The sequence below is a fragment of the Arthrobacter glycogeni genome (assembly GCF_054511155.1).
In genome coordinates, this window is record NZ_JBTNDE010000005.1 from 56410 (window position 1) to 74211 (window position 17802).

General features: G+C 63.3%; 14 protein-coding genes. 9 read left to right on the plus strand and 5 right to left on the minus strand.

What is annotated here, in order from left to right; translation table 11 throughout:
- Nucleotides 1–55: 55 nt before the first annotated feature.
- From ACX80O_RS04930 to ACX80O_RS04940, 3 genes are all read right to left on the minus strand, one after another.
- Nucleotides 56–1582: an ABC transporter substrate-binding protein gene (locus ACX80O_RS04930; protein ID WP_459332731.1), complete on the minus strand. Its 1527-nt coding sequence runs from the start codon at nt 1580–1582 to the stop codon at nt 56–58.
- Nucleotides 1583–1728: 146 nt separating this feature from the next.
- Nucleotides 1729–3507: a murein biosynthesis integral membrane protein MurJ gene (murJ, locus tag ACX80O_RS04935; protein ID WP_459332732.1), complete on the minus strand. Its 1779-nt coding sequence runs from the start codon at nt 3505–3507 to the stop codon at nt 1729–1731.
- A gap of 45 nt (nt 3508–3552) precedes the next feature.
- On the minus strand, nt 3553–4032 hold the full coding sequence (locus ACX80O_RS04940; protein WP_459332813.1) for an NUDIX hydrolase: 480 nt from the start codon (nt 4030–4032) through the stop codon (nt 3553–3555).
- A 200-nt stretch (nt 4033–4232) separates the two neighbouring features.
- Between ACX80O_RS04940 and ACX80O_RS04945 the strand changes: the two genes are divergently transcribed.
- Together ACX80O_RS04945 and ACX80O_RS04950 are read left to right on the plus strand one after the other, a co-directional pair.
- A complete protein-coding gene (locus tag ACX80O_RS04945) occupies nt 4233–5672 on the plus strand; it encodes a CCA tRNA nucleotidyltransferase (RefSeq protein WP_459307490.1) in 1440 nt (479 codons plus the stop codon).
- On the plus strand, nt 5669–6316 hold the full coding sequence (locus ACX80O_RS04950; protein ID WP_459307491.1) for a histidine phosphatase family protein: 648 nt from the start codon (nt 5669–5671) through the stop codon (nt 6314–6316). Before ACX80O_RS04945 ends, ACX80O_RS04950 begins: the two co-directional genes overlap by 4 nt.
- Here ACX80O_RS04950 and ACX80O_RS04955 read toward each other — a convergent pair.
- Nucleotides 6313–7494: a DUF418 domain-containing protein gene (locus ACX80O_RS04955; RefSeq protein WP_459332733.1), complete on the minus strand. Its 1182-nt coding sequence runs from the start codon at nt 7492–7494 to the stop codon at nt 6313–6315. The genes ACX80O_RS04950 and ACX80O_RS04955 overlap by 4 nt on opposite strands.
- Nucleotides 7495–7985: 491 nt before the next feature.
- Here ACX80O_RS04955 and ACX80O_RS04960 point away from each other — a divergent pair, with 491 nt between their 5' ends.
- The 4 genes from ACX80O_RS04960 (at nt 7986) to ACX80O_RS04975 (ending at nt 12458) form a co-directional block, all read left to right on the plus strand.
- On the plus strand, nt 7986–8333 hold the full coding sequence (locus ACX80O_RS04960) for a hypothetical protein (RefSeq protein ID WP_459332734.1): 348 nt from the start codon (nt 7986–7988) through the stop codon (nt 8331–8333).
- A 273-nt stretch (nt 8334–8606) separates the two neighbouring features.
- Entirely contained in the window at nt 8607–9854 is a 1248-nt protein-coding gene (mshA, locus tag ACX80O_RS04965) for a D-inositol-3-phosphate glycosyltransferase (RefSeq protein ID WP_459332735.1), read from the plus strand.
- A gap of 49 nt (nt 9855–9903) precedes the next feature.
- On the plus strand, nt 9904–10668 hold the full coding sequence (locus ACX80O_RS04970; protein WP_459307495.1) for a phosphatase: 765 nt from the start codon (nt 9904–9906) through the stop codon (nt 10666–10668).
- 98 nt (nt 10669–10766) lie between these two features.
- Nucleotides 10767–12458 carry a formate--tetrahydrofolate ligase gene (locus ACX80O_RS04975; RefSeq protein WP_459332736.1) on the plus strand — a complete coding sequence of 564 codons (1692 nt, stop codon included), beginning with the start codon at nt 10767–10769 and terminating at the stop codon, nt 12456–12458.
- Between the two features lie 75 nt (nt 12459–12533).
- On the opposite strand, the gene ACX80O_RS04980 is transcribed toward ACX80O_RS04975, so the two are convergent.
- Nucleotides 12534–13619, minus strand: coding sequence for an inositol-3-phosphate synthase (locus tag ACX80O_RS04980; RefSeq protein WP_459307497.1), 1086 nt, complete (start codon nt 13617–13619; stop codon nt 12534–12536).
- A gap of 179 nt (nt 13620–13798) precedes the next feature.
- Here ACX80O_RS04980 and ACX80O_RS04985 point away from each other — a divergent pair, with 179 nt between their 5' ends.
- The 3 genes from ACX80O_RS04985 to ACX80O_RS04995 are packed head-to-tail and all read left to right on the plus strand — an operon-like array spanning nt 13799 to nt 17778.
- Nucleotides 13799–15184 (plus strand): glycosyltransferase family 87 protein, encoded by a 1386-nt coding sequence (locus tag ACX80O_RS04985; protein WP_459332737.1) that lies wholly within the window; start codon nt 13799–13801, stop codon nt 15182–15184.
- Between the two features lie 52 nt (nt 15185–15236).
- Nucleotides 15237–16325, plus strand: a complete 1089-nt coding sequence (locus ACX80O_RS04990; protein WP_459307499.1) for a lipid II:glycine glycyltransferase FemX — start codon at nt 15237–15239, stop codon at nt 16323–16325.
- Complete coding sequence (locus ACX80O_RS04995; protein WP_459332738.1) at nt 16318–17778, plus strand: phytoene desaturase family protein; 1461 nt, start codon at nt 16318–16320, stop codon at nt 17776–17778. Before ACX80O_RS04990 ends, ACX80O_RS04995 begins: the two co-directional genes overlap by 8 nt.
- Nucleotides 17779–17802 lie beyond the last annotated feature (24 nt).

Sequence of the window (17802 nt, forward strand, 5' to 3'; positions counted from 1 at the left end):
CCACCGACCAGCTTATTCCGTCCAGGCCAGGTTGGCTCAACAGCTGAGGATCAAGCTAGGAGGCGCTAATCTCGGCAATCCGGACGCCCCATGGGAAGACCGCCTGGACATTGGTCAAGCGAGGAAGCTGAGTAAGGTTAACGATGATGTACCGTGCGGTAGCGGGTTCACCGTCGGCGTTGGGTGGGACCGGAATGTTGGTCGTTGGACCGGTGAATGAGCTTTGCGCAATCTGCTCAGCACCGTCGAGGGTTGGCTCGTCGTTCAGAAGAACGGTGAAGCTACCGCCCGAACCGTTAAGCTGCTCGATCTGAATCTGGTTGATGGTCGACTCTTCCTCAAGTTCGACAACGAGAGCCATGCTCTGGGCGAGGCCACCAAAGGTCTCATTGGCGAAGACCAGGCTTCCCCAAAAACTACCGGGATTACCGTCAACGATGAGGGGCAAGTCCCCGTCGCTAGCGGCATTTAGGGCGGCATTATCGGGGACGAGCCGTGTGACGCCGGCCGGAATGGGATCGATTGGATCAACGGTTGGCTCGGCGGTATCTTCGCTGTCCTCAGAGGGTGTTGCAGTGCCATCCTCGGTCGGCTCCTCCGTAGCTTGGGTCGCGGTGGTGGTTGTGGCGGTACCGGGTCCGGCCTCCAGGTCGGGTGAGAAAAAGCCACTGAGCTGATTGACTGCCAACGCGACAACGGTGACCAAGATGATGGTCAGCACTACACCAACGAGCACCCGGGTGTACTTCGGGTTGTTTCCGCGGTCGTCGTCAGCGTCGTCGACAGACTCGCCGCCATCATCTAGTGCAGGGGCGCTGGCAGCGGCCGCGGCTGGGAAGTGCGATGCCGCCCGGCCGGTCTGATCAGCCCGGGAGCTTTCGGTACCGGCGTCGTAGTCCTGGTCAGACCAGAGTGATACTTTCGGCTGGCTCTGATCGCCGCCGCTACCTCCATCAGCGACTCGAGGTGCCACGGCCGGGGGTGGTGGAACCCGGGACCCGGGCGCCGGGGAGCCGGACGGGACTGCCCTGGTGGCGGCGACCGTGGCAGCGGCGCCTGCGGTGGCCCCTGCCGCCGCTCCTGCCGCAGGAGCTGCCTTGCCGAACTTCGGCAGACGTGCTCTTGACAAGCGAGACTTTCTGGCCGGGCGGTCATCCTCCTCTTCGGGACCGTAGTCGTCGTCGTCGTCGTACGTTTCCGGCTCGGTGGAGCGCGGCCCGCCAAAGATCTCGGACCCAAGGGTGTCGGTGAAGAACGGCTCAACAAATGGCGAGTCTCGGGGGACAACGAGATCCAGCAGATCGGCCGGTGCTGCCCGGTTGGTCACCAAGTAGGTGCTTTCGTCGGTGACACCCAAGTCCAGGACCTGAATGTTGCCGGCTCGTTCGCCCGTGGCAACCTCACGGGCTGTAGCCGCAATCTGGTCCGCATTGGAGGCTGAGGCCACCAGAATACTGACGGGCCGGTTGAGAACCTGATCCATGCCGTCGAGCACGAGATCCCGATCAGCAGAAGCCAGTACGTAGGCAGTGACCTTATAGCGGCCTCCCAATACTGAACCAACGTCTACTGGTTGTGGCACGTGTTCCTCCCGCGGAATGGTTGGATTGTCGGGTGTTGAGGGGGCTCCCCGTTCAACACGTCAAATAGGCTCCAGATGATTCCTACCAATGTTACCGGTCAGTTCGGCCGATACCCTGGTTTTCCCGGCGCACGCCGGGGCTGGGATCATTTGGCCCGGCTAAACCTCGCCAGCAAGGGAGCCAGAAACTCGTCCAGCTCCCTGATCCGCAGAACCTTCAGCATGACCAGGTAGACCCCCGTCATCAGGATCCCGCAGATTGCCAACGCGATGAATCCGGCAGGTACCGACCGCCAGACGAAACCGTCAGGACTGTACCCCCCGAAGAGCCAGAGCGCTCCAGCGCCAGCGGCGGCGGCAACCATGCCGGCAAGAGCGAGGCGTACGTGCACGTCGTACACGTGCCCGGCACCATACGAACCGATTTTGCGCACCAGGAACGCGTGGCTCACGACGACGGCGATCACGTTGCCCAGGGTGAAGCTGAGGGCAAGCAGCGGAACAATGTATTCAGGCGCGAAAGTTCCGGAGATGAGCGCAAGGCTAACACCGACGACCGAAAGGATGAGCTGAATCCGCAGTGGTGTGACAGCATCTTCAGCGGCATAAAACACCCGATTGAGGAAGAAGTTGGCGCTGAGGAAGGGCGCGCCGACGGCCAGCAGGGTGATGAGCACCGCGTTGAGTGCCCCGTCCGGGCGAATCCCACCCGAGAACAGCATGCCGAGTGGCACAGCCAGCGCAAGGAGGACCGCAGCACCGAACACTGTCGCCACGCCCATGATGCGCAGCCCTCGCGAGAGCGTCTCCCTGATCAGCGCAAGATCGTTGTTGTTGTGCGCCGCCGCCAGCTGATTAAACATGACAGTGGCAATGGACAGCGCAATCACCGAATGCGGCAGCACATACACCATGGTGCCGATATCCAGATTGAACGGGCCGGCAATTTGTTGGGGTGGCACGCGGGCGAGATAATCTGGGCGGGCCTCAGCGGCGATAGACGCGACGCGGATATTGACCAGGTATAACCCGTTCCCGACCAGCATGGTGATGATGGTGATGGAAGCCAGCTTCCCGGTGCGACCCAATCCCACCCCTCGCCAGCCGAAGGTTGGTTTGAGTCCCAGCCCAAGCCGTTTCAAGGGCCAGAGCAGGACGAGGGACTGAATGACGATTCCGAGGGTGGTTCCGCCGGCCAGCAGTAAGGTCTGGGAAGAGGTCCAGGATTCTGGCGTGTGGGAGCTGTCGATTTGCGAGCCCATCAGCACGATGAACGCCACTAGCGCTGTGATCGACACAATATTGTTGGCTACCGGCGCCCACATGTAAGGCCCGAAGGATCCGTTGGCGTTGAGCACCTGTCCGATAATCGCGTAGAGGCCGTAGAAAAAGATCTGCGGCAAACACCAGTAGGCAAAAATGGTGGCCAGCGCCAACCGGTCGCCGGAAAAATCCGTGACGAGCGAGGTGATCAGCGGCGCAGCAAGTGTCACCAGGGCCGTCAGCACCACCAGGACGATCACAGCGAGTGTGATGAGACGACTGATGAAGTCCGCGCCGCGATCCGGGCTCTGAGTGGCCTTGATGATTTGGGGAACCAGAACAGCGTTGAACACGCCGCCGGCCACCATGAGATAGATGAAGTTCGGCAACCCATTGGCAATGGAGAACGCATCCACCACTCCGCCGGATGCTCCGAGCGCCGTCGCGAGGAGGGCTACCCGAACCAGTCCGAGCACGCGCGAAACAAGGGTTCCAGCCGCCATGATTGCGCTTGAGCGGGCCGTCGTGTCTGGCGCCGCGGGACGAGCGTGCTTGCCACCGGCGTCGGTGGCTGGAGCTGCGGCGTCGCCAGGATGGTTCGCGCGGCTGGGTAAAACCCCAGCATCCTGGACGGGGAGGGAGGCTGTGTTTGAGTCCGACATCGTTGTCTATCGTCTCACCACTGGCCCGGCGGAGTTGACCCGGGGTCAGAGGTAGTCCGGCAAAACTTCCCGGGCAAGATCCGCGATGCGGCGCTCGTTAGGGAAGGATAGTTTCTTTCCCAGGTCTGCAAGCGGAACCCACGCCACGTCCACGGCTTCGTGGTCGGGGTCGTTTTCGATGGTCAGGTGACCACCCGTGGCGATCAACAGGTAGTGATGGACAGTCTTGTGGACGCGGTGTCCGCTAACGGTAAACCAGTAGTCGATGCCGCCCAGGGCGGTAATGATCCGGCCCTGGATTCCAGTTTCTTCCTCAATTTCCCGGACCGCGGCCTCTGAGTTGTTTTCGCTGCCCTCAGGGTGGCCCTTCGGGAGACACCACTCAAGACGGCCGCCCCGGTTCAACCGCGCGATGATGGCCACGTTAAGGAAATCATCGGACGTATCGACCACTATTCCACCGGATGAGACTTCTTCAACGGTCGGGAGCGAATGATGCACCTGTGGCGCGCCGACGCTGCCCATTGACACTGTCAACGGGGTCCGCTTTGGTGCGCTCGGAACAGGACGGTCCACGCAGACTACTCTAACGATCTTTCGCTTCAGTCGATGACGACAACTGGCCTTCGCCGTCTCCTCGCGCCGGTTCCCGCGTGTCGGGCACGAACGACGCCTCGCGGCCTCATAGTGGAGTTTTCCGTGTCATCTGGCACCCTTAAAGCACTATGGTGCACTTGCTAGACGACTCAACCCTGACCGCCCCGCTTCCTCCGGTTGTTACCGAATTGGGACAGCTGTTCGTCGCTGCCGGACACGAACTGTCCCTGGTGGGCGGGCCGGTGCGCGATCTCTTCCTGAAGCGAACCTCCCCGGATCTGGACTTCACCAGTGATGCAAATCCGGACCAGACTCTCGCAGTGATTCGCAGGTGGGCCGACTCCTATTGGGAAATCGGTAGGGACTTTGGCACTATCGGGCTCCGTAAGGGCAGCTTCATGATCGAAGTGACGACGTACCGGGCCGAAGCGTATGACCCGGCATCTCGCAATCCGATCGTCGCCTTCGGGGACACGCTGGAGGACGACCTCCTCCGCCGGGACTTCACGATCAACGCCATGGCGCTCCGGCTTCCATCAATGGAACTGGTCGATCCTTACGGCGGTGTCAAGGACCTACGGGCGGGTGTTCTGCGCACCCCCGGCACGCCGTCGTCGTCGTTCTCGGACGATCCACTGCGGATGATGCGCGCTGCACGATTCGTCTCCCAGCTGGGGATTGAGGTGGCGCCCGAGGTGTCGGAAGCGATGCTGGAAATGGCTCAGCGCATCACCATCATCTCCGCGGAACGGGTTCGCGAAGAACTGGTGAAGCTGATGCTGGGGGATGCCCCCCAGCGGGGCATTGATGTGATGGTGGAGAGTGGGCTGGCAGAATTCGTCCTGCCGGAGGTTTCCGCCCTGCGGCTCGAGATCGACGAGCACCACCGGCATAAGGACGTGTACCAGCACTCACTGACCGTCCTTGAACAGGCGTGCCGCCTTGAAACGGGCCCGGACGGAGCGGTACCAGGCCCCGATTTCGTGCTGCGGTTTGCGGCGTTGATGCACGACGTCGGCAAGCCAGCCACACGGAAATTTGAGCCGTCTGGGGCAGTGAGCTTCCGCCATCACGACATGGTGGGTTCCAAGCTCACTGCCAGGCGGATGAAGGCCCTCCGGTTTGATAACGATTCGATCAAGGCGGTGGCGCGCCTGGTGGAGTTGCATATGCGGTTTTATGGTTACGGCGAGGCGGGCTGGTCGGACTCGGCGGTGCGCAGGTATGTCAACGACGCCGGTACCCTGCTGGAGCGGTTACATCGTTTGACCCGGTCCGATGTCACTACCCGAAACCAACGCAAGGCCGAGCGGTTGGCATTTGCCTATGACGACCTCGAGGCGCGGATTGCTGAGCTGGCCGAACAGGAAGAGCTGGAATCCATCAGACCGGATCTCGACGGCGCCCAGATCATGGGTCTCCTGGACATTAAACCCGGTCCGGTGGTGGGCAGGGCCTACCGATTCTTGCTGGAGGAACGAATGGAACACGGACCGCATTCCGCAGCGGAAGCCGAGTCGAAGCTTCGGGCCTGGTGGGCGCTGCAATCCGAGGCGGCGACGTCATGAGTCTTTCCGGCGCCGCTTCAGCGGACCTGACACCCGCCGGCACGCCTCTACCGCAGCTGTGGCTGCTCCGCCATGGCGAGACTGAATGGTCCCGGGACGGCAACTACACTGGCCTCACGGATCTTCCGCTGACCAACATCGGAGAGCAGCAGGCGGTCGCCGCGGCGCGGCACCTTGAAGGGATCACGTTCGACGTGGTGCTGTCCTCACCGTTGCAGCGAGCTGTCCGGACAGCCCAGCTGGCGGGATTCCCCGACCCGCACATCCTGCCGTACGCCCATGAGTGGGATTACGGAGACAACGAGGGCCGTAACAGCGCCGATGTCCGGGCGGAGAATCCCGGTTACCTCATCTGGAACGACGGTGTGCCAAACGGGGAAACGCTCGCTCAGGTTGCTGACCGGGCCGACCAGGTGGTGTCCCTGGTGCAGGCAGGGTGCGGCACCCCGGCCGACCGGGATGCTTCAGCGCAGCCAGCCCGCCATGTGCTGCTGGTGGCACACGGCCACTTCCTCCGGGTAGTCGCTGCGCGCTGGCTCGAGCTTGGCCCGGCGCAGGGACGCCGCTTTGTCCTGGGCACCGCAGCAGTCTGTGCTCTGGGCTGGGACAAGCGGACGCCCGCCATTGTGCACTGGAATCTCTAACGAATTCCATGGTCATCCCACCTACCCCTGCCCCTTGAGGAGTAGGTGACCAGCCGCAGCACCGCCTCCAGGGGACCCACGGCGAATCGTGCGAGCCAGAGTCGGCTGAGCGCCAGTTGGGCACCGAACACGACGACGACGACGCCCAGCACCAGCGCAGGCGCCAGGACGTTGGCCAGGCCCAGCCCAAATCCGGTGAATACTACGGCGAGGACGAGGGACTGGCCTACATAATTGGTCAGTGCCATCCGACCGGCCGGCGCCAGTACGCCGAGGATAGCCTGACCGGGTGGTGAGCGGAACAGCAGCAGCAACAAACATACGTAGCCTGCGGTCACCAGCGGGGCGGTCAGTGTGGTGATGCCGGTGGTGAGCAGAGAAAACCGGTCACGGTCCGCATAGTAGAGGAGGTAGGACTGGCCCCCTGCAGCGAGCAGGCCAATCGGCAGGCAAAGCAGGGCGGTGCGGCGCAGGGCGGTGCTGCTGATCGGCCGTTCAAGTAGTCCAGTCCGGGCCGTGGCGAGACCGAGCAAAAACATGGCCAACGCCAGTGGTCCCTGGAAAAACAGCACGGAGGGAAACGCGACCAGGTAGCCCTCAATATTGGCGGCCAGGGCTGCTCCTGGTTCTGAGGTGATCGCCGCGACGTCGGGGGCCGGCACTGCGCCGTCGCCCGGTGGCAGGTTGAACATAGCGACAATGCCGCCGACCACGATGAGCAGGGCCGCCATGCCAACGATGATGCCCGCCGCTGTCAGAATGGCAGCTCGCGGACTGATGGCCCGCAGGCCAAGGAGAACCAACCCCATCACGGCGTAGGTCAGGAGGATGTCGCCGTAATACAGCAGGAGGCCATGGGCCAGGCCCAGGACTGCCAGGCCAGCCAGCCGACGCAAAGTTCGCGGTGCCGGCGACGCGCCCATCCGATGGGCCGCTCGCTCCTGCAGAACAAAGCTATATCCGAAGAGGAACGAAAAGAGGATATAGAACTTGCCCTCAAACATCGTGGTGGCAACAAACCGGACGGCTGTGTCCGACGTCGACCGATGATCGGGGCTGAGGTCGCCCGAGAGCGTCCAGGGGTCGGCGAAGTACCAGATGTTCACTGCCAGGATGCCGAAAAGCGCGAAGGCACGTAGCGCATCGAGTTCGCGGACCCGTTCCACAATCGCCCTCATCCCGGTGTTTTGGACCCGCAGTGGCGGGTGCTGCCAGCCTAGCCGTGAAGGGCCTGGGGGCGTGTCAGCGAAAGCGCCCTGGCGGTAAAGTTCCGGGCTCGGTAAATTTTCTGAAGATTATCGGCTAAAGCCCTAGCCGGTCGGGCATACCGTGGGGTAGCTTTGATTTGTGCCATTGGGAGTTATCAATCGAAAATTTGATGAGAAAATCCTGGCGCTGTCTCTATTCGCGCACTACAAGAAAGGGAGGTGGGAACTGTGAATACAAAATTACGCCGATCGTTTATCGCGTATACCGGTCCGACCTCCGTCGTTGCTGCGCACTAACTAACTAACTGCTGAACTTTCCGCCCGTCCAGGTTTCGGTCGGCGGGTCTCTTTCGGCACACCCTTTTTGCTCAGGCGCCCTCCGTCTTACTGCCCGTGCGCTGTTTTGCACGCGAACCTCGTTCGAGGACCCTTTCGTAACCCACCACATCCTGGAGACCCCTGTGTCAACTGCGCTCACCAGCCACCCATCCCCGTCCGCGTCGCCATCCCCGTCGCCGGAATCGGTCGCTGCACCCACCCCACCCACCCCACCCCCCACAGGTCGCCAGCATGGCGAGTTCATCATGGCCGGCAGTTTCACCTCCACCGGAGATCCGGAGGTGGGGACGCCCAGTTCGCCAGTGACCGTCATGCCCAACTACGCCCACCGGGAGGAGGTACACCTCATGTTGAAGAAGCTAAGGGACGGCATTGCCTTATGGAGCCGAATACCCGCCCCACCTCCGCCGTCCGCGAGGGATTCTATTGGCCGTTTTCTCCTGCCGCAGCACACCATGCACATCAAGTAGCTGGTTCGTCCGCCCTGCGAATAGACCCTTTCTGACCTGACTCAACGACCGCGAAGGAGGACTTGATGCAAGTCATCAGTCTTACCATCAGAGAAGCCCGCGCTTCCCAGCGCGGGCTTCCGCCGTTAACTGCGGCGGCCAACACAGTGCGCCGCAGACCCGCGCGGAATGTGCAGCCCGCACAGCACGTTATAGGGTCAATAGCGGCAGCTAACTGCCCGACAATACGAGCGCCTGGTAATTTTCCGGGACATTCATGCGAGAGGAGTTCCAGTGCCTCCGGTAAAACGTGTGGCAATGCTCTCTCTTCACACTTCCCCGTTGGATCAGCCCGGCGCCGGTGACGCCGGCGGAATGAACGTCTACGTGCGGTCGCTGGCCCTCGAGTTGGCCCGCGTGGGAATCGACGTCGAGATCTTCACCCGCGCGGCTTCCGAAGGTCAACCCCACTCAGAAGAGCTCGCCCCGGGTGTCATGGTCAGACACCTGCGAGCCGGCCCCCAGCGCAAGGTGCCCAAAGAGCAACTGCCGGGCTTGTCGGAGTCATTTACCGATGCCATCGCCGAGGTCACCGATCTGCTGGCAGATGGTCACTTTGATGTCATCCACTCCCACTATTGGGTGTCCGGGAGCGTTGGGCTGACCGTCAGCGCCGGCCTGAACCTTCCCCTGGTCCACTCGATGCACACCATGGGCCGGGTCAAGAACATTCGTCTGCACGCGGGTGGGACGCCTGAGCCGGAGGTGCGGGTTGCTGGTGAACAGGCGATCGTCGACGGCGCGTCCAGGCTCATCGCCAATACCAGCACCGAGGCGGCGGAGCTCGAATCCCTGTACGGCGCCGTGCCCGAACGTGTGGACATTGTGGCGCCGGGAGTTGACCTGGATACGTTCAACCCGGTGTCCCGTGAGGAGTCTAGGGCATCCCTGAACTTCTCGCCTGACGCGTTTCACGTGGTTTTCGCCGGACGCATCCAGAAACTGAAGGGACCGCAGGTGCTGGTCGCCGCTGCCGCAGACCTCGCCGCCCGCCGTCCCGATATTCCCTTGCAACTGAGTGTCCTTGGCTCCGGCAGCGGTGCTGAAGCCCTGCGGCTGCAACCACTCATCGACGACGCCGGGCTGCAGGACACGGTGCGCCTCTACCCCCCGGTGCAGGCCACCCAGTTGGCGCACTGGTTCCGGGCATCGGATCTCGTGGCAATGCCCTCCTTTACCGAATCCTTCGGCCTGGTGGCCCTGGAGGCCCAGGCCTGCGGCACACCGGTCCTCGCAGCCAACGTGGGAGGATTGCCGCAGGCAATCAGCGACGGCCGCACCGGCACGCTGGTCAACGGACACACACCGGCGCTCTGGTCGGCCGCCCTGGAAACCATGTACGACGACGCCAACACCCGCGCCTCGCTGGGCCGCGGCGCCGCGATTCACGCGCTTGCTTTCGGGTGGCAGCGGACCGCGCTCCTCACCGCGCAAAGTTACCGCACCGCCGTCGAACGTTTCCAGGAGGCAGCCGCCCGCTGACCTTCGGGCGCGCTCCCACCGGGCCGGGCGGCTCACCTAGGATGGACTGGTGAACTCCGCTGAACTTGCCGCCTACCTCGACTCTGTCCGAATCACGGGGAATGTCGCCACACCCCGCGAAGATAACCTCCGGCACATGCAGTTGTTCCTTGAGGGCAGCGAACACCTCGAGTTCGGCGTCCGCACCACTCGCCAGTGGGTGTTCGACGAGGTGTTCGACCTGATGCGTGATCGCGTAGGGATTAACCCGGACCGCGGTCATCTGGCCGGACAGGACACTATTGGCTCAGCCAACTGCGTGGCCGCCCTGGATCGGTTTGGTTCGGTGTTCGGCGCCGCGGTGGCGGCGGGGCAACGCATTCTGTTCGCGACCGGTCACCCGGCGGGACTGCTCCCAGTCCACGCGGCCCTCGCCGCTGCCGCCCGACAGTCTGGCGCCACTGTGGTCGACGTTCCGGAGGGCCAGGCGTTCCGGCAGGGCGATATCCGGCAACTCTTTGGGGTACTGGTCTGGCATCAGCATGGCGGTCTGGTGCACACCCATTCACCGGAGCCGATGCAATTGAGCCTCGACCTGCTGGCGGCGAACGGGGAGCCGGCACCCGACCTGGTGGTCGCCGACCACGGCTGGGCCGGTTATGCCGCCAGTGCGGGGATTGCGGCCCTGGGCTTCGCCGACTGCAACGACCCGGGCCTGTTCGTATCGGAGGCGGAAGGCCAACTGAAGGTTGCTGTACCGCTGGACGACAATCTCTGCCCTGGACTCTACGAGCCCATGATTGAGTACCTATTGGAGCAGTCAGGGCTCCACTGACCCCCGGCACACCGCTGGTAGATTTGACGCTGTGCCCAGACCTGCGGCATCACAAGACTCAATCCTGACGCGCCACAAGCCCAGAGGACTGTTCGACAATGAAGTCTTTGCCCACGCCAGCGAGCGATCTGGATGTCGCTCGCAACGCCGACATCCAACCCATCGATGAGATCGCCACAAAAGCAGGCATTCCGATCGCCGCGCTCGAACACTACGGTCGCTACAAAGCCAAGATCGACACCGCCAAGCTCCTCCCGAACCCCGCGAAGTCACCGGGCAAGGTGGTGCTGGTCACCGCGATGAGCCCCACACCGGCGGGTGAAGGAAAATCGACCTGCACCGTCGGACTCGCCGATTCCCTTGCACGCGCTGGGCGCAACGTCATGATTGCCTTGCGCGAGCCGTCACTGGGCCCGATCCTGGGCATGAAGGGCGGCGCGACCGGCGGCGGATACTCGCAGGTCCTGCCCATGGAGGACATTAACCTGCATTTCACTGGTGACTTTCACGCGGTCACCTCGGCGAACAACGCGCTGATGGCGTTGGTGGACAACCATATTTATCAGGGCAACCAGCTGAACATCGATCCACGCCGGATCACCTTCAAGCGGGTGCTCGACATGAATGACCGGGCACTGCGGGAAGTGGTGATTGGGTTGGGCGGTCCCACCCAGGGCACCCCCCGCCAGGACGGCTTCGACATCACTGTCGCCTCGGAGATCATGGCCGTGTTCTGTCTGGCCTCGGACCTGCGGGACCTCAAGCAGCGGCTGGCGCGCATCACCTTCGGCTACACGTTTGACCGCAAACCCGTCACTGTCGGCGACCTCGGCGTCGAGGGAGCCCTTACTCTGCTGCTGCGCGACGCGATCAAACCGAACCTGGTGCAGAGCATCGCCGGCACCCCGGCCCTCGTGCACGGGGGGCCGTTCGCGAACATTGCGCACGGCTGCAACTCGGTCATCGCCACCAGCACCGCCCGGCAGCTGGCCGACATTGTGGTGACCGAGGCCGGCTTCGGCGCAGACCTGGGCGCGGAGAAGTTTATGGACATCAAGGCGCGGTACGCGGATGTGGCTCCGGCCGCTGTCGTCATCGTCGCGACCATCCGTGCACTCAAAATGCACGGCGGGGTGGCCAAAACCGACCTGAAGGAACCCAACAGGGCCGCGCTTGAGTCGGGTGTGGCCAATCTGCGGCGCCATGTCCATAATGTCGAGAAGTTTGGCATCTCACCGGTGGTGGCTATCAACCGGTTCGCGACCGACACCGACGAGGAGCTTGAGTGGCTGCTCGCCTGGTGCGCCACCGCCGGCATCCCGGCAGCCGTGGCCGATGTGTGGGGGCAGGGTGGTGGCGGGTCCGGCGGGGACGAGCTGGCGGCAAAGGTGTTCACCGCGTTGGACGGGCCGCAGGATTTCCATCACCTGTATCCGTTGGAGCTTTCGGTCGAAGATAAGATCCGCACTATTGTGCAGGAGATTTACGGAGCCGACGGCGTCGACTTTTCGGTGCCGGCACTGCGCCGGCTCGCCGAGATCGAAGCCAACGGCTGGGGCGGGCTGCCGGTCTGTATGGCGAAGACCCAGTACTCGTTCTCCGACGATCCCTCAGTGCTCGGAGCGCCGAAAGGGTTCACTGTGCATGTGCGCGATCTGATCACCAAAACCGGTGCCGGATTCATTGTGGCGCTGACGGGCACGGTCATGACCATGCCGGGGCTGCCGAAGGATCCGGCCGCGATGCGGATGGACGTCGACGACGACGGCGGCGCGGTGGGCCTTTTCTAACCGGCTAAACACCGAAGGGCCGACCGTGTGTGATGCACGGTCGACCCTCAGGGCGATGCGGAAGGTTAGCCGGGGTTAGCGGTCGAGTTCCCCGCGGATGAAGGCCTCTACCTTTTCGTGGGCGATATCATCAGCGAACTGCTCCGGTGGTGACTTCATGAAGTAGCTGGATGCGGAGAGCAGGGGTCCACCAATGCCGCGGTCCATGGCGATTTTCGCGGCGCGGATGGCGTCGATAATCACACCTGCCGAGTTGGGAGAGTCCCAGACCTCAAGCTTGTACTCAAGGGAAACGGGCGCATCGCCGAAGTTGCGCCCTTCCAGGCGGACAAAGGCCCACTTGCGGTCATCGAGCCAGGCAACATAGTCGGATGGGCCGATGTGGACGTTGCGTTCGCCCAGGTCAGCCTGCACGTTGGAGGTCACAGCCTGCGTCTTGGAGACCTTCTTGGATTCAAGGCGGTCCCGCTCCAGCATGTTCTTGAAGTCCATGTTGCCGCCAACGTTGAGCTGGTAGGTGCGGTCCAGCGTGACGCCGCGGTCTTCGAAGAGCTTCGCCATAACACGGTGGGTGATGGTCGCACCGATCTGGCTTTTGATGTCGTCGCCGACGATTGGCACACCGGCCGCAGTGAATTTGTCGGCCCACTCCTTGGTCCCGGCGATAAATACAGGCAGGGCGTTGACGAACGCAACCTTGGCGTCAATGGCGCACTGGGCGTAGAACCGAGCCGCGTCTTCCGATCCGACGGGCAGGTAGCACACCATGACATCAACATTGTTGGCGGTAAGTTCGGCGACGACGTCGACCGGCTCGGCGTCGGACTCCACGATGGTCTCGCGGTAGTACTTGCCCAGACCGTCGAGGGTGTGGCCCCGCTGGACCTTGATGCCGGTTGGGGGTACATCGGCAATCTTGATGGTGTTGTTCTCGCTGGCACCGATGGCGTCGGCTAGGTCCAGGCCCACCTTCTTACCGTCGACGTCGAATGCGGCAACAAACTCGACGTCATTGACGTGATACTTGCCGAACTCCACGTGCATCAGGCCGGGGATTGACGCGGTGGCATCAGCATCCCGGTAGTAATGTACGCCCTGCACCAGTGACGCCGCACAGTTGCCGACACCGACGATTGCTACCCTAATGGGGTTAGTTCCCACTGTTCTCCTCTTGAATCACTTCTCATTGTCGACCCGCCGGATTTCTCCCGTAACGGACCGAGCAGCTAATCCAGTCTACTTCTTATTCTCAACACAGGATTGTCCCGAAGCATTCCAGCTCCCTGATATATCAGGGAAGCTCGATGTTTACCCTTGCCGCAGCTCGGTAGGATTCAGGGATGGGAACCGGTCAGTCCCGGCGTCGGCCGGTACGCATCTCGGTGCCGTCGCGCGCTGATGCGCTGCTGCGGAACTTCACCGAATTGATCGGTGGACCCCTCGGGCTCCGAACCAGTCCGGGCAGGATCGACCCGGGGACGTTCACCATGGAACGGGTGCTGGTCCTTCTGACGACCGTGGCGGCGGTACTCGCCGTCCTTATCAAAAACCCGTGCCGGATCGAGGGATGGGTTGGGCCCGACCAGTACTACATGGCGTGCTATTCGCAATGGCCCGAGGCATTCAATCAGGTGGGTGAGGGTATCCCCTTCCTTCAGCTGGGGCACTCGGCGCTGACCGGTGGGTTTGCGGGTGTGACGGCAAACCTGGTCCCTCCGGGGAGCACCCTGCTCTACTACGACCTCCACTCGGTGTTGGCTGTGGCGGCGTGGCTCGTCACTGCCTGCGTGACCGTACGAATGACCCACCGAAGGCCGTGGGACGCCGCCATGGTTGCGGTCGCGCCCATGATCATCCTCGCCGGTTTTGTCGGCTGGGACCTGTGGGCGGTGATGCTCGCCGCCCTCGGTATGTTGTCCTTCGCCCGCAGCCAGTTTGCAGCGGCGGGCGCCTTTCTCGGCCTGGGCACTGCGATCGCCGGCTACCCGGTGTTGATCTTCGGGGCGGTGGCCGTGCTGGCGGTGCGCACCCGCGAAACCAGTGGTGCCGTGATGACCGGAGCGGTGCTTGGTGGGACCTGGGTGGCCGTGAACCTCCCCTTCACTCTGTCTAATCCCCAGGCGTGGGTGGCCCAGATCACTGGCTACCTGACGCAGGGGGCAGACCATTCCTCGGTGTGGTTCGCCTACAACGCCTTGGCGGCACGTACCGGCGGCAGGGAACTGGACTCCGCCGCTATCTCGGTGGTGTCGACCCTTGGGTTTGTTCTGGCCTGCGGCGGCATCGTCGCGCTCGCGCTGCTCGCTCCCCGCAGGCCACGGCTCGCGCAACTGACGGTCCTTTTGGTGGGGGCATTGATCTTGACCGCCAAGGGATACTCCCCACAGCACGCGATCTGGATGATTCCCCTGGTGGCACTGGCGTACCCAAAATGGCGAACCTTCCTCACCTGGCAACTTCTCGAAGCCGGCCACTGGTGGGCTCTGATGGTGTATCTCGGCCGGGAGTCGAGCGGCGGAGCAGCCCAGAACAACATTGACCTCCCATACTACTTACTCGCCGTTTTCGGACATATGTTAGCTATGGCATATATTATGTTTCGAGTGGTGGAGGGCATCCTTGAGCCGGGCCAGGACCCGGTGCGGCGCCTCGACATTGACGACCCGCAGGGTGGCCCATTCGACCGAGCTGCCGACCGCCGCAGCCCAGCGGCCACTTCGCCCTGATACGTCCTCGGGTAGGCTTGAGCCGTCCTACCCTTGAACTGAAAGATCACCCGTGACCGCAGTTGGCCTTCGCTTTGAGAAACTCAGCACGGAAGACTTCGAGGCCATATCAGCTGCCCATCCGACGGTGGTGATCCCCCTGGAACAAACGCCCCAGTGGGCGGCCTTCGAGGCCAGCCGCGGGCGCACGCCGTACGGCATCTGGTCGTACTACGACGGCGCCACCCTGATTGCCGTCGCCAGTTTCCTGTGGAGCACGAGGCGTTTCAGGAATTCACTGGTCGTCGTTAACGGGCCCGTCTGGTTTGCCGACCGTACCCCCGCTGCCGAGGCACGGCTGATGAGGACCGTCCGGGAACAGTTCAGTGCGGATCCCGGCATCAGCCCGCTATACGTCCGGCAGCAGGTGCACCATCCACAGGATCTGGCCACTGGGCCCATCGAGCACGGGTGGTACGAGCGGGAAATCGTTGTCGACCTCACCCCCGGCGAAGCAGACATCTACAAGTCGTTCCGCCCCAACGCCCGCAACAGTATCCGCCGGGCCGAACGGGCTGGCGTCGAGATCCGCAGCATCGACCGGGCCGAGTGGCGCACCGTCTTCAGAAGCGACCTGTTTCCCATCCTCGAGGAGACCGCCGCCAGGGATGGATTCACCAGCTTCGGGTCCGCCTACTACGAAGAGCTCCTCGAACAGTTGGGCGATCACCTTCGCCTGATGGTGGCCTATCTTGACGGACAGGCCATCAGCTGGCTCATCACGACCGAGTACCGCGGATATTCGGTGTACTACTTCGCGGCGAGTACCCACGCCGCGCGGAAAATCTTTGCGCCCTACCTGTTGCTGTGGCACGCCTTCAGGGAACTCAAGGTGGCCGGTAACCACAGCTGCGGGCTGACGGGCATCGTGAGCGACAACTACCCGCAGCTCATCAATGTGACCACCTTCAAACGAAACTTCTCCAGGAATGTAGTGGACGTGCCCACCACCTACGACATTCCCCTGAGCCCACTGCGTTACCGGGCGGTCGCCGCCGCACTCAAGGCGCGGCGCACCCTGCCTAGGGTGGCCCGTTCAGTGGTTGCCTCGACCAGGGCTCGTGCCGCCTCACTGGTGCGACGGCGGAACCACGGTGACTGACGCAGCGGTTGTCGGATCGGGGCCCAATGGGCTGGCGGCCGCCGTCGTCCTTGCCAGGGCGGGACTCAGCGTGAGGGTCTACGAGGCGGCGGCCACCATCGGTGGGGGAGCCCGCACCGGTGAACTCGTTCCGGAGCATCTGCACGACCTCTGCTCAGCCGTACATCCCATGGCTATCGCCTCGCCGTTTTTCTCCCAGTTTGACCTGCAGCGGCGCGTCGACTTCACGGTTCCGGAGGTCTCCTACGCGCACCCGCTCGACGGTGGCCGGGCGGGCGTGGCTTTTCGCGACCTCGGGCGTACCGTCGCCGGCCTCGGTCAGGATGGCCCCGCTTACCGCCGCCTGATGGAACCGCTGGTGCGGGACATCGAAGGCACCCTCGACGTCGCGTTGAACCACCTGCTGCGGGTTCCTCGCCATCCGGGGGTCGCGATGAGATTTGCCGCGGCGGCGCTGGATCAGGGGACCCCACTGTGGAACCGGCGGTTCAGCACCGACGCGGCAGCCGCTCTGTTCACCGGTGTCGCTGCGCACCCGGTGGGCCGCCTCCCGTCCCTCCCCTCTGCGGGGGCCGGGCTGGCGTTGGGGGCGCTGGCCCACGCCGGCGGGTGGCCCATCCCGATGGGCGGATCGCAATCAATTGCCAACGCGATGGCCGACGACCTCCGGGCGCACGGCGGCGAAATTGTCACCGACCACACTGTCCGGTCACTCTCGGAGCTCAGCGGTGTGCCGACTGTCCTGCTCGACGTGGCTCCTCCCTCGGTCCTCCAGTTGGCAGCAGGCCGGTTACCGCGCAGCTACGAACGGGCGCTGCAGCGCTTCCGGTTCGGCGATGGCGCCTGCAAGGTTGCCTTCATCCTTTCCGGCCCCGTGCCGTGGAGCAATCCCGCCGTGGCGCGCGCCGGAACCGTGCATCTGGGAGGAACGCGGGCCGAGATCGCCTCCTCCGAATCCCAGGTCGCTGCAGGGAACCACCCGGAAAGCCCCTACGTGTTGCTGTCCCAACCGTCACTCTTCGATCCATCGCGGGCCCCCGCGGGACGCCACATTCTCTGGACCTACTGCCATGTGCCGAGCGGGTCGACCCGTGACATGGTCGATGCCGTCACCGCCCAGATCGAACGCTTCGCTCCCGGGTTCCGCGACGTCGTCGTGCGCTCCTTCACGACGACGGCGGCTGAGCTGGGAACTTCCAACGCCAACTATGTGGGGGGTGACTTCGGTGGCGGCGCAGTGACCCTCCGCCAGATGGTCGCGCGACCCGTGCTGTCCCTGTCTCCCTGGCGGACCCCGCTCGATGGGGTGTACCTCTGTTCAGCGTCGACGCCGCCCGGGCCGGGAGTGCACGGGATGAGCGGATTCCACGCAGCCCGGCTGGCTTTGCGTCAGGTGTTTGGGCTGCCGGTTCCGTCGCTTGGTCTGGGGCCGGAAAAGTTAATAGGCATTTAACCGTGAGGAATACCCGCCGGGCCA

Excerpts from the sequence above, each read along its gene's own strand:
- murJ (WP_459332732.1), bottom strand. The coding sequence starts at position 3,507 with ATGTCGGACTCAAACACAGCCTCCCTCCCCGTCCAGGATGCTGGGGTT.
- ACX80O_RS04940 (WP_459332813.1), bottom strand. The coding sequence starts at position 4,032 with ATGGGCAGCGTCGGCGCGCCACAGGTGCATCATTCGCTCCCGACCGTT.
- ACX80O_RS04945 (WP_459307490.1), top strand. The coding sequence starts at position 4,233 with ATGGTGCACTTGCTAGACGACTCAACCCTGACCGCCCCGCTTCCTCCG.
- ACX80O_RS04950 (WP_459307491.1), top strand. The coding sequence starts at position 5,669 with ATGAGTCTTTCCGGCGCCGCTTCAGCGGACCTGACACCCGCCGGCACG.
- ACX80O_RS04955 (WP_459332733.1), bottom strand. The coding sequence starts at position 7,494 with ATGAGGGCGATTGTGGAACGGGTCCGCGAACTCGATGCGCTACGTGCC.
- ACX80O_RS04975 (WP_459332736.1), top strand. The coding sequence starts at position 10,767 with ATGAAGTCTTTGCCCACGCCAGCGAGCGATCTGGATGTCGCTCGCAAC.
- ACX80O_RS04985 (WP_459332737.1), top strand. The coding sequence starts at position 13,799 with ATGGGAACCGGTCAGTCCCGGCGTCGGCCGGTACGCATCTCGGTGCCG.